Origin of the sequence: Microvirga guangxiensis (assembly GCF_900102135.1) — a bacterium.
Classification (GTDB): Bacteria; Pseudomonadota; Alphaproteobacteria; order Rhizobiales; family Beijerinckiaceae; genus Microvirga; species Microvirga guangxiensis.
Map to the genome: position 1 here is coordinate 205,802 of NZ_FMVJ01000004.1, position 12,311 is coordinate 218,112.

Below are 12,311 nucleotides of genomic sequence, written 5' to 3' on the forward strand. Positions count from 1 at the left end.
GCTGTTTTTGAGAGGCTTACACGTCCAGGTTCGCCACCGAGAGCGCGTTCTCCTGGATGAACTCGCGGCGGGGTTCCACCACGTCGCCCATGAGCTTCACGAACAGGTCGTCGGCGTCGGTGGTGTCCTTCACCTTCACCTGCAGCAGCGAGCGGATCTCGCGGTCGAGGGTGGTTTCCCAGAGCTGCTGGGCCGTCATTTCGCCCAGGCCCTTGTAGCGCTGCAGCTGCAGGCCCTTGCGGCCGGAGGCGATGACAGCGTCGAACAGCGAGAGCGGACCGTCGATCTGGATCTCGTCGTTCTTGCGCACGAGCCTTGCCGGTTTGGCATAGACGTCCTGCAGCGACTTGGCGCGCTCGTCGAGCTTCTTGGCTTCCTGGCTCGCGATCAGCGCCTGATCGAGAATGGTCGTCTGCGTCACGCCGCGCACGGTGCGGGAGAAGGCGTAACCACCTTCGCGGACTTCACCGGTCCAGCCGCGCTCGAGCTCTTCCGAGATCGCGTCGAGACGCGTGGCGATATAGGCAGCGGCCGCAGGACCGCGCTCCGCATCTTCCGCCACGTCGGGGCGCAGCGCATCGGCAATCGCCGCCTGCTCGACGGCCTTGCGGTTATAGCGCGTATGCAGGTTGCTCAGCACCTGACGCACGAGGCGCGCCTCGTCGATCAGGCCCTTGAGCTGATCGCCCTGGAATTCCACGCCGGTCTCGAGACGCAGCGAAGCGCCTTCGATGCCCGCATCGATGAGATAATCCTCCAGCGCGCGCTCGTCCTTGAGGTAGATCGAGGACTTGCCGCGGGTCGCCTTGTAGAGCGGCGGCTGCGCGATGTAGAGGTGCCCGCGCTCGATCAGCTCCGGCATCTGGCGGAAGAAGAAGGTGAGCAGCAGCGTGCGGATGTGGGAGCCGTCCACGTCCGCGTCCGTCATGATGATGATGCGGTGGTAGCGCAGCTTGTCGAGGTTGAACTCCTCGCGGCCGATGCCCGTGCCGAGCGCGGTGATCAGCGTGCCGATTTCCTGCGACGACAGCATCTTGTCGAAGCGCGCGCGCTCCACGTTCAAGATCTTGCCGCGCAGCGGAAGCACCGCCTGGAAGGCGCGGTCGCGGCCCTGCTTGGCGGAACCGCCTGCGGAATCGCCCTCCACGAGGATGAGTTCGCATTTCGACGGATCGCGCTCCTGGCAATCGGCGAGCTTGCCGGGAAGCGAGGCGATGTCGAGCGCGCCCTTGCGGCGGGTGAGCTCGCGCGCCTTGCGGGCGGCTTCGCGTGCGGCAGCGGCTTCCACCACTTTGCCCACGAGCGTGCGGGCTTCCTGCGGATGCTCCTCGAGCCAGTTGTTGAGGGCCTCGTTGACCACGTTCTCGACAGCGGGGCGCACCTCGGACGAGACGAGCTTGTCCTTCGTCTGCGACGAGAACTTCGGGTCGGGCACCTTCACGGAGACGACGGCAGTCAGGCCCTCGCGGCAATCGTCGCCGGTGAGAGAAACCTTTTCCTTCTTCGTCAGACCTGAGGATTCCGCATAGCCGTTCACCTGACGGGTGAGCGCCGCGCGGAAGCCCGCGAGGTGCGTGCCGCCATCGCGCTGCGGGATGTTGTTGGTGAAGCAGAGCACGTTCTCGTGGTACGAGTCGTTCCACCACAAAGCCACTTCCACGCCGATGCCATCCTTCTCGGAGCGGATCATGATCGGCTGCTGGATGAGCGGGGACTTGGCGCGGTCGAGATAGCGCACGAAGGCTTCCACGCCGCCCTCGTACATCAGTTCTTCGCGCTTGTGCTCCGCATGGCGCTTGTCGGTGAGGATGATGCGCACGCCCGAGTTCAGGAACGCCAGCTCGCGCAGGCGGTGCTCCAGGGTGGCGTAGTCGTATTCCACCATGGTGAAGGTCTCGGTGGAGGCCAGGAAGGTCACTTCCGTGCCCTTGCGGCCATTGGCGTCGCCCACAACCGCCAGCGGAGCCACGGCGTCGCCGTGATTGAACTCGATGAAGTGTTCCTTGCCGTTGCGGAAGATTCGCAGCTTGAGCCAGCTGGACAGCGCGTTCACGACGGACACGCCGACGCCGTGAAGGCCGCCGGAAACCTTGTAGGAGTTCTGGTCGAACTTACCGCCCGCATGCAGCTGGGTCATGATGACCTCGGCAGCGGAGATGCCTTCGCCGGAATGGATGTCGGTCGGGATGCCGCGGCCGTTGTCGGTCACGGTCACCGAGCCGTCCGCATTGAGCGTGACGGTGACTTCGGTTGCGTGACCGGCGAGAGCCTCGTCGATGGCGTTGTCCACCACCTCATAGACCATGTGGTGGAGACCCGAGCCATCATCGGTATCGCCGATATACATGCCGGGCCGCTTGCGCACAGCGTCAAGGCCCTTAAGCACCTTGATCGAGTCGGCGCCATAAGCGTCGGCATTCACGTTGATAGCAGGTTCGGCCATTTGGGATCCTTGCAAGGCGCAGCGGACAGGATAGGAGGCGCGCCAGGGTTTTGATTCGTCAGATCAGATATTTAGTGACGATTGGTTGAAATTTCACCCCCGCGCGCCTACGCGCGCGTGAAAAGGGGCACAAAAATCCACGGAAAAGTGCCGATTGGGGGCGTTTAGGGGGCGGTCCGTTGTCTCAGGCCGGAAAAGGGCCTCACCGGGCCGCCACGGCCGCCGCAGCGCCTGCCATCACCGTTCCGGTAAACCGGTTGAGGATGCGGATGGCGCTGGGGGTGGTGAAGAGCCTCCGGGCGCGCACGGCGAGCAGGATATAGCCGCCGAACACCACCGTCAGCACCAGCATGGTGGCCAGGGCAAGTTCCAGATAGCCCAGCACCGTGATCCGGGTCAGGTCGAGGAAGGTTGGCAGGAGGGCAAGATAGAACACGATGGCTTTGGGATTCCCCAGGGTCAGCGCAAGGCCGCCCAGCAGGAGCTTTGCCGGATGCTCGGCCTTCTCGTCCGCCTTGACCTCCTGGGCGGAGACAGGGGCGGTCCAGAGCTTGTAGGCCAGATAGAGCAGATAGACCGCGCCGGCATATTTCACCGCCAGGAAGACCCCATGGAACGTCTGGGCGAGGGCGGCCAAGCCGAGTACCGCGAAGGTGAGCCAGACCAGATCGCCCAGAACGATCCCGGCGCTGAGCGCCGCCGCGCCTTTCGGTCCCCGTCCGAGCACCCGCGCCACGATGGCCGCAATCCCCGGCCCCGGAGAGGCTGCGGCGATGAAGAGGGCAGAGGAGAACAGGATCAGGCCTGCGGGTTCCATGGCGATACCGGCAATAGAGATTGTGTTGCGGCTTTCTTATAGGCCGAAGCAGCCTTTCACACCATCAATGAGTTTTGATGTGTTCGATCACACCGGGCGAAATCTGCGGTGCCCTCGCACGATCTTTAGACTTGAAGCCCGATGGCTTTTTAAATTCCAAGATGCGTCCAGAGAGGGCGCAGGGCTAAAGTTAGGATCGGAATCCACATAAGGGCCAGAACGCCATGCTCCAGGGTGCGTGTCACATAGAGCCATGCGCCCATGATCGTTACCGAGCTCCAGATGAAACCATCAGCCATCATTGCGAGATCGAACGGATAATCGAGATAAATGATGAGGATGGCGATCAATCCCCAGTAGAGACTTTCCGCGAGAACGATCGCTGCAGCCAGCGCAAGGTTTCGCCGTGCCATTCCAAAGATCCTGAGGCAAATCCAGGCAAGGAGATTCAGTAAGCCAACCCAGCCCAGAACCACCATGGCCAAAGACACGGCGGCGAGTTTGATGGCTTCCATCACCGTTATGTCGCGCCAATTTTCCTCCGTTGCGAAAGAGGCGGGCGACAGAACATGAATGGCTGCCGAGGCGAGCATGGCCAGAAGGCAGACCACAAGGCCAATGAAAGCAGTGCCTGCCCACTGGCCTGGGACCAGCATAAGGTTTCCGCGTACGCTGTCGAGGATATGGCTGCGAAGACCGGCTTTCGGCGCCGTGATCACCCCTCCTGCAATAATGAGAAGAGAAGGAACGAGGAAGGTTGCAAAAAGGGCTGTCAGGGTTAGGGGATCGATCTCGATGCTTTGGAATGTGTCTTCCAATTTGAGGAAGCAAGACAGCGAAGCACCGAACGCGACATAAGCGATCAGGATGGCAAGAACAACGCGCAAGGAACCGGCCCCATTGAAACAGGCCGTATCCTCGTCGGGTTCAAGTTGCCAGCAAACTCCATGAACGAAGGGGGCTTGCTCAGGAGAGCGGCTCGATCACACCGGGCGAGACTTGCAGCACGTCCGCCCGGCCTTCGAGTTCGGCGAAGAGGCTCGGATCGGCACCCGTCATCCAGACCTGGCCGCCCAGAGATTCCAGGGCTGTGAACAAGCCTGCGCGGCGGCGCGGGTCCAGATGGGCGGCGACCTCGTCGAGGAGCACGAAGGGGGCGATGCCGCTCATGCTGGCGACCAGCCGCGCATGGGCGAGCACGAGGCCGATGAGGAGCGCCTTCTGTTCGCCGGTGGAGGCGGTGTTGGCGGGAATGTCCTTCGGTCCATGGCGCACGAGAAGATCGGAGGCCTGCGGTCCGACGAGCGTGCGCCCCGCTGCGCGGTCGCGCGGGCGGTTGTCGCGCAGGATCGCGCGGTAGCGGTCCTCCGCATCGACGGCGGGGAGGGTCGCGACGAGGGTGTCGAGTTCACCCTCCAAGCCCATCGTGGCGAAGGGAAAGGGCGAGTCCTCCTCGCGGGTTTCGAGGATGAGGCTTGCCAGACGCTCCACGGTTTCCCGACGCGCGGCGGCGACCGCGATGGCGAGTTCCGCCACTTCGCGTTCGAGCGCATCGAGCCAGAGGCGGTCGTCGGGGTTTTCCTCCAGCACGCGGTTGCGGGAGCGCAGCGCGCGCTCCAGCGCGTTCACGCGCGCGCCGTGCTCCGCATCGACGGCGAGCACAAGGCGGTCGAGGAAACGGCGGCGGTCGCCCGCAGCGCCGCGGAACAGCGCATCGAGATCGGGCGTGAGCCACACGACGCGCAGGAACTCCGCGAAGGCCGTCGGCGAGGATGCGTTCGTGCCGTCGATCCGGCAAAGGCGCGAGGCCCTGCCGTTCTCCGCCGCCGGCTCAAGGCCCGTGCCGAGACGATGCTCGCCGAACGGCGCATCGAGAGTCAGCGAAATCGCAAACGAGCCGGGGCCGTCCTGGCGGGCCATGTCGCCGAGTTCCGCGCGGCGCAGGCCGCGTCCCGGCATGAAGAGGGAAATCGCCTCCAGCACATTGGTCTTGCCTGCACCGTTCTCGCCCACGAGCGCCACGAGAGGGCGCGATACGGCAAGGTCCAGGCTCGCATAAGTGCGAAAATCCTGAAGGATCAGACGGGCGATTCGGGAGGCGGAAACGGGAGCGGAGGACATGCGCTCCCTTCATTCAGGACCGGGGGCGAAAGATCAAGCGCTGGCGCGGTCAAAGCGCGGGGTTGATTGTCGCGAGACACGCGTCGGGCCGTTTAAAACCCTCGTCCTCAGGATGAGGATGTGTAGGCTGAAACGAGATCACCGGCACAAGGCCGGTGATGACGAGAAGTCTATTCTGAAAACGATCCCGGATCGGCTCCGCCGTCCGGGATGACGCCTGTTGATCCTTACACGCGCATCGGCATCAGCACGTAGAGCGCAGGTGCGCCCTCGCGATCCTGGATCACCGTGGGCGAGCCGGGGTCGGCGAGCTTGAAGAGTGCCGTATCGCCGTCGAGCTGGGACGTGATGTCCAGCAGGTACCGGGCGTTGAAGCCGATATCGATGGGAGCGTTGTCGTAATCGACTTCGATCTCCTCCGTCGCGCTGCCCGAATCCGGGTTGTTGACCGTGAGCGTCAGGCGGCCGTCGGCAAGCGCGAGCTTCACGGCGCGGCCACGCTCCGAGGAGATGGTGGAGACGCGGTCCACGGCCTTGGCGAAATCGGCGCGCTCGACCACGAGGGTCTTGTCGTTGCCCGCGGGAATGACGCGCTGGTAATCCGGGAAGGTACCGTCGATGAGCTTGGAGGTCAGCACCACGCCGTCGAAGGTCAGGCGCACCTTGGCGGGCGACAGCTCGACATGGATGTTCTCCGAACCGTCCTCGACGAGCTTGACGATCTCGGCCACGGCCTTGCGCGGAATGATCACGCCGGGCATGCCCTCCGAGCCGTTCGGCGCCGGGAGCTCCACGCGGGCGAGGCGATGGCCGTCGGTGGCGACCGCGCGCATGACGAGCGAGCCGCCCGCATCCAGCGTGTGAAGATAGATGCCGTTGAGGTAGTAGCGCGTCTCTTCCGTCGAGATCGCGAACTGCGTCTTCTCGATGAGCTTCTTGAGATCGGCCGCAGCGAGCGAGAAGCTGTGCGGCAGGTCTCCGGCGGCAAGATCCGGGAAATCGCTCTCGGGCAGGGCTTGCAGCATGAAGCGCGAGCGGCCCGAGCGGATCTGCATCTGGCCCATGTCAGCCGTCATCTCGAGGGACACCTGCGCGCCGTCGGGCAGCTTCCGAACGATGTCGTAGATCATGTAGGCGGGCACCGTCGTGGAGCCTGCCTCGGTGATCTCGGCGGGGATCGTCTCCGTCACCTCGATGTCGAGGTCGGTCGCGCGCAGGCGCAGGGCGCCGTCCGAGGCGCGCAGAAGCACGTTCGACAGGATCGGAATGGTGTTGCGGCGCTCGACGACCCGGTGCACGTGCCCCAGCGCCTTCAGCAGAGCGGCGCGCTCAACAGTAACTCTCATAAAGCGACACCTATTGTCGGTGAAATTCTTGGCCTGTCACAGCATGACAAGCGAGGCGGCAAGATTGGCGTTTGTTGTCCCAGAAAGCAAGGCCATGCCTCGTCCTGATCATCCAAACGCCCCGGCCGCCCCGGGATGACGTTATTCCTGCAGCATCCGCTTGAGGAGCTCGACCTCATCGGAGAGTGCATGGTCCTCGCCCAAGGCCTTCTCGATCTTGCGCACCGCGTGGAGCACGGTGGTGTGATCGCGCCCGCCGAAGCGGCGGCCGATTTCCGGCAGGGAACGAAGAGTCAGCACCTTGGACAGGTACATGGCGATCTGGCGCGGACGCACCACGGCGGCGGTGCGGCGCTCCGAGAGGATGTCCGAGCGCGAGACGTTGTAGCGGGAGGCTACCAGCTTCTGGATGTCCTCGATCTTCACGCGCTTCGGCTCGCGGTTGCGGACGAGGTCGCGGATCGCGGTCTCGGCGGTCTCAAGCGTGATGGCGGAACCCGTGAGCGTGGCATGCGCCAGCAGGCGGTTCACCGCGCCTTCGAGATCGCGGCCATTGGCCGTGATCGAGCGGGCCACATAGGAGATCACGTTCGGACCCACCTCGAAGGTGGGATGAATGGTTTTCAGGCCCTCGATCCGGGTTGAGAGGATCGAGGTGCGCAGCGCCTCGTCCAGGGCCGTCACCTCGACCACGAGGCCGCCGGCAAGGCGCGAACGCACGCGCTCGTCCAGGTTTTCGAGATCGGCGGGCGGACGGTCGGCGGCGATCACGATCTGGCGGCCCGCATCGATGAGGGCGTTGAGCGTGTGGCCGAATTCCTGCTGGATCTGCTTGCCCTGGATGAACTGCACGTCGTCGATGATGAGCAGGTCGATGCCGCGAAGGCGCTCCTTGAAGGCCAGCGAGGTCTGCGCCTTCAGGGATGCGACGAAGCCGTACATGAACCGGTCGGCGGTGAGATAGATGACGCGGCGTCCTTGCGCGCGCATCTCATGGCCGATGGCGTGAAGAAGATGGGTTTTGCCGAGGCCTACGCCCGCATGGAGATAAAGCGGGTTGTAGATCACCTGGCCGTTCGGCGCGTGGGCGACGCGATCCGCAGCGGCGTGCGCCAATGCATTGGAGCGGCCGACGATGAAGCTCTCGAAGGTGAGGCGCGGATCGAGGGGCGCGCCGCCGAGATCGGAATTCTCACCGCGCTCTTCCTGGGGGAGCGCCATCGACGGCATCTTCGGCTCGCTGGCCTGGGTCGCCATGGGCATGGGAGCGGCATTCGGGCGGGGAGCTTCGCTGGGGCGGCGCTGGGGTGTGGCCTCGCGTCCGAGAGTGCTGCGCACTCCGATCGACACGCGCTCCACGTCGGGCGTCTCCGAACGGTAAACGGACAGAACCCGGTCGGCATAGTGGGACTCGATCCAGCTTTTCAGGAAGCGGGTCGGGACTGTCAGGTAGGCACAGCCTTCCACCACCGAATCCAGCTCCAGACGGCCGAACCAGCTGGCGAAGATGTCCTCGCCCAACTCGGCCCGCAGGCGGCGCTTTACCCGCGCCCACACATCCGCGGCCGTTTGTTCGCCAGAAGCCTCCATGCCGCTCTCGCTGGCAGCGGCAAAGGTGCGATGGTCCTCGCTGCGATACATCAAATTCCCTCCACGAGGTTTCGCCGCATTTGGCCGAAACCCCCACGCATGACCCGTTTTGAACAAGAAAAGCAGCCCTGCTTCACAGGTTGTTCAAAACTTGGCGCCCCCAATTGTACTGAAGATTATCAAACCGTTTTTAAGGTGAGACGATCTGAAAACGTCGCCTCTTGTGCATCTTATCAAGCTCTACCAAGTCTACCCCTAGGTAAGGGACGTATGCTCGCTTGCTTCTTGTTAGACTGAAACAAAGCTCTGACCCCTTGGTTGTGTTCTATAGCTTGGGACTTGAGTGGATGACTTAACGGCAAACCGTTGAAGTAGGTTGACCATATACAGGGTGGGGGAGGGCGCGCAACATGGTCGAGTCAACAGCCCCGTCCCCATATCCCCAAAAAGGCTCCACAGACCCGTCCACAGGTTTTGAGGCGCGACGATAAAGTCCTGACTCTTCAACTGATTCACAGTGTCGCTTGGGACGATTCGAAGGCTCGAAAAAAGCTTTTCCCGCAACCTTGATTCAGGACCGATTCGGGGTGAATCGGAGGGTGATTCCGATGCCTCGCGAACCTTTGCCTGCTAAGCGCTTGAACCAGCTTGGCATTTTATGTGCAATTTGAATCTCTGTTGCGATGCCCGCCACCCCGGTTTTGGCGCATAAAGTCAAGCTGTTGTGTGGATAAAAAGCCGGCAAAAAATCTTCTCCGAAAACATCCCATCTTGGCCATATCCGGCGAGATCGCAGCTTGAGGGTTTATGGCCGGACAAGTGGGGAAATGCCCCGCGAGACAGAGGGACAGCAGCCCGGTCCGGGCGGCTGTTGCGGAGGGGCGTTCTGGGCAGAGCCGTAGGCTGAACGGGTAAGGCTTCAGGCAACAAAAAACCCAGCCGCGAGGCCGGGTTTGATGATCTCGTCCGGTGCCCTGGAAAAGGGCCGCCGATGTCTTAGGCGCTCAGAGCCTTGATGCGGCTGCTGAGGCGCGAAACCTTGCGCGAGGCGGTGTTCTTGTGAACGATGCCCTTCTGGGCAGCGCGCATCATCTCGGGCTCGGCGGCGCGGAGCGCAGCAGCAGCCTCGGTCTGGTTGCCGGAGGCGATTGCCTCCTCGACCTTGCGCACGAAGGTCCGCATGCGGCTGCGGCGCGACTTGTTGATCGCGGTGCGCTTCGCAATCTTGCGGGTCATCTTCTTGGCGGAAACGGTATTGGCCATGGCCAAAGCCTCGTTCTTTTAAATCCCGACGCGACGAACCGGCTTCAGGCCCTGTCAGCAATCGGATGATGAATGGAAACCGAAGAGCCCGCGGAACGCGCGGGCTCGTGTGTGGCGGCTTATAGACGCGATAGCCGCGAACGTCAACGAGAGTCGGCCTTTGCGCGTCAAAAAAGCGCCGCGAGGCCTTTTTCGGCCCCGGCGGAGAGCATTTGGCGCCAGGGATTGGCGGGGTCGAGGAGCAGCCTGAGGGCCATCGCCGCCGAAACCAGAACCAGGAGCGGGCGAATGAGCCGGACCCCCAGGCGCATGGCAAGCCGAGAGCCGACCTGCGCGCCGAGGAACGAGGCTCCGGCCATGATGAGCCCTATGGGCCAGAGGACGGCTCCGGTCGCTGCATAGAGAAGGAGAGAGCCGAGGTTGCTCGCCAGGTTCAGGAGCTTGGTATGGGCGGTGGCGCGCAGCACCCCGTAGCCGAGCAGGGTGACGAAGGCGAGCATATAGAAGGAGCCTGCTCCAGGCCCGAAGATGCCGTCATAGAACCCCACGGCCACAGGGGCGGTGAGCCCGAAGGTCAGGGTCGTCATGCGGGCATGGGCATCCTCATCCTTGAGCTTTCGCGACAGGGCGAAATAGACGGCGATGGCGATCAGGAGCACCGGGATCAGGGTCTGGAGCACGGGGGCGGGCAGGAAGCGCACGCAGAGCGCACCCGCGATCCCGCTGACGAAGGCAATGCCTGCGAAGCCCCAGGCCTTGCGCCACTCGATCAGCTCCCGGCGGCCGAAGGTGTATGTGGCGGACGCCGCTGCGAAGGCGCCCTGCACCTTGTTGGTGGCAATCGCCTCCGCGGGGCCGAGCCCCGCAAGCAGAAGGGCCGGCACGGTGAGCAATCCACCTCCGCCCGCGATGGAATCCACGAAGCCTGCGAAAAAAGAGATCGCGGCCAGGGCCGCGATCATGTCGAAACCGATATCGGGCAATTGACTGGTCTTTGAGCTTTACTGGTCTTTGAACTCGGCCGCGCGCTTGTCCACGAAGGCGGCCATGCCTTCCTTCTGGTCGGCGGTAGCGAACATGGCGTGGAACACGCGCCGCTCGAAGCGGATGCCCTCGGACAGGGACACCTCGTCGGCGCGGTTGATGGTTTCCTTGGTCATCATGGCGATCGGCAGGGACATGGAGGCGATGGTCTCCGCTGTCTTCATGGTCTCGGCCATGAGGTCGGCGAGGGGCACCACCCGGGCCACGAGCCCGGAGCGCTCCGCTTCCTCCGCGCCCATCATCCGGCCCGTGAGGCACATCTCCATGGCCTTGGCCTTGCCGATGAGGCGAGTGAGGCGCTGCGTGCCGCCCATGCCGGGCATGACGCCGAGCTTGATCTCGGGCTGGCCGAACTTGGCATTGTCGGCGGCGATGATGAAATCGCACATCATGGCGAACTCGCAGCCGCCGCCGAGCGCAAAGCCCGCGACCGCGGCGATCATCGGCTTGCGCCGCCCGGCCACCTTCTCCCAGCCTGAAAACTGGTTGTCGAGGTAGATCTGCGGGTAGGCGAGCGAGGCCATTTCCTTGATGTCGGCACCGGCCGCAAAGGCCTTCTCGGAGCCGGTGATCACGATGCAGCCGATCTTCGGATCGGCCTCGAAGGTGTCGAGGGCCTGATTGACCTCATTCAGAAGCGCCGAGTTGAGGGCGTTCAGGGCCTGGGGCCGGTTGAGGGTGATGAGCCCCACCTTGCCGCGCGTCTCAATGATGATCGTTTCATAGGCCATGGCACCACCTCCGCTGTTATCCTCCTTGGGTTACGGGAGGCGGCGGGGCTCGGCAAGATCAAAGTGTTTTCCTGGCCGTATCCCGGATCGACGATACCGTCCGGGATGACAAACCGGCGAGGCTTACTCCACCACCTTGCGATAGAGATGCCAGGTGGCGTGGCCCAGGATCGGCAGCACGATGGCAAGGCCGATGAAGAGCGGGATGAAGCCGATCGCGAGCAGTCCGGCGACGATGAAAGCCCACACGATCATGGGGCCCGGATTGGCGGCGACCGCCCGGAAGGACGTGAGGATCGCGGGGATCGCGCCCACATCCCGGTCGACCAGGAGCGGGAACGAGATCACGCTCAGGCAGAAGACCACCGCGCTGAAGACGAAGCCGAGGGCGTTGCCGACGATGATGAGGGTCCAGCCGTGCTGGGTGGTGAACACCTCGCTGAGGAAGGTGCCGAGGGATTCGGGCGCGCGCCAGCCGAAGAGGGATTGATACAGCGTCTGGGCCGTGAGCAGCCAGGCGATGAAGATGACCATCAGCAGAACGCCGAGCGCCGCGATGGAACCCAGGGAATGGGAGCGGAAGACGTTGGAGACGCTGCTGACGGACACCTCCTGCCCGCGTTCGCGCTCCCGGCTGATCTCGTAGAGGCCCACGGCCGCGAGCGGTCCGATCAGGGCGAAGCCCGACATGAGCGGGAAGAGGAGCGGCAGCATGTTGTTGCCGAAGGCGAGGCCCGCGAAGAACACGCCGAGGACCGGGTACATCAGGCAGATGAAGAAGATATGCGTCGGAGCAGCCCAAAAATCCGCGGCACCCTGTTTCAAGGCATCCATGAGGTCGTGAACCCCGATCCTGCGGATGGTGAGGTGCTCCGACACCGGGTCTCTTTGGAGATGGGAAACAGCGTTGAGTCTGGCCATGGGAGTCCCTCCTGAACCTCGCGTTCAAGCGGTCG

At 63.5% G+C, this 12,311-nt stretch carries 10 protein-coding genes; all 10 read right to left on the reverse strand.

Annotated elements, in window-relative coordinates; genetic code table 11:
* Window positions 1–16: 16 nt before the first annotated feature.
* A complete protein-coding gene (gyrB, locus tag BLP10_RS07475; protein WP_091132826.1) occupies window positions 17–2,443 on the reverse strand; it encodes a DNA topoisomerase (ATP-hydrolyzing) subunit B in 2,427 nt (808 codons plus the stop codon).
* Window positions 2,444–2,645: 202 nt separating this feature from the next.
* Window positions 2,646–3,260, reverse strand: a complete 615-nt coding sequence (locus tag BLP10_RS07480; protein ID WP_091132830.1) for a LysE family translocator — start codon at window positions 3,258–3,260, stop codon at window positions 2,646–2,648.
* 149 nt (window positions 3,261–3,409) lie between these two features.
* Window positions 3,410–4,147 carry a hypothetical protein gene (locus tag BLP10_RS07485; protein WP_091132835.1) on the reverse strand — a complete coding sequence of 246 codons (738 nt, stop codon included), beginning with the start codon at window positions 4,145–4,147 and terminating at the stop codon, window positions 3,410–3,412.
* Window positions 4,148–4,226: 79 nt separating this feature from the next.
* Complete coding sequence (gene recF, locus BLP10_RS07490; RefSeq protein ID WP_091132838.1) at window positions 4,227–5,381, reverse strand: DNA replication/repair protein RecF; 1,155 nt, start codon at window positions 5,379–5,381, stop codon at window positions 4,227–4,229.
* A gap of 227 nt (window positions 5,382–5,608) precedes the next feature.
* Window positions 5,609–6,727: a DNA polymerase III subunit beta gene (gene dnaN / locus BLP10_RS07495; protein ID WP_091132842.1), complete on the reverse strand. Its 1,119-nt coding sequence runs from the start codon at window positions 6,725–6,727 to the stop codon at window positions 5,609–5,611.
* Window positions 6,728–6,868: 141 nt separating this feature from the next.
* The gene (gene dnaA, locus BLP10_RS07500; protein ID WP_244510456.1) at window positions 6,869–8,317 is read right to left on the reverse strand and encodes a chromosomal replication initiator protein DnaA; all 1,449 of its coding nucleotides are present in this window, start codon (window positions 8,315–8,317) and stop codon (window positions 6,869–6,871) included.
* Between the two features lie 996 nt (window positions 8,318–9,313).
* Complete coding sequence (gene rpsT, locus BLP10_RS07505; protein WP_091132849.1) at window positions 9,314–9,580, reverse strand: 30S ribosomal protein S20; 267 nt, start codon at window positions 9,578–9,580, stop codon at window positions 9,314–9,316.
* 167 nt (window positions 9,581–9,747) lie between these two features.
* Window positions 9,748–10,563, reverse strand: a complete 816-nt coding sequence (locus tag BLP10_RS07510; RefSeq protein WP_091132853.1) for a TSUP family transporter — start codon at window positions 10,561–10,563, stop codon at window positions 9,748–9,750.
* 18 nt (window positions 10,564–10,581) lie between these two features.
* A complete protein-coding gene (locus tag BLP10_RS07515; protein WP_091132857.1) occupies window positions 10,582–11,355 on the reverse strand; it encodes an enoyl-CoA hydratase in 774 nt (257 codons plus the stop codon).
* A gap of 123 nt (window positions 11,356–11,478) precedes the next feature.
* Complete coding sequence (locus tag BLP10_RS07520) at window positions 11,479–12,276, reverse strand: DUF2189 domain-containing protein (protein ID WP_091132860.1); 798 nt, start codon at window positions 12,274–12,276, stop codon at window positions 11,479–11,481.
* Window positions 12,277–12,311: the final 35 nt, after the last annotated feature.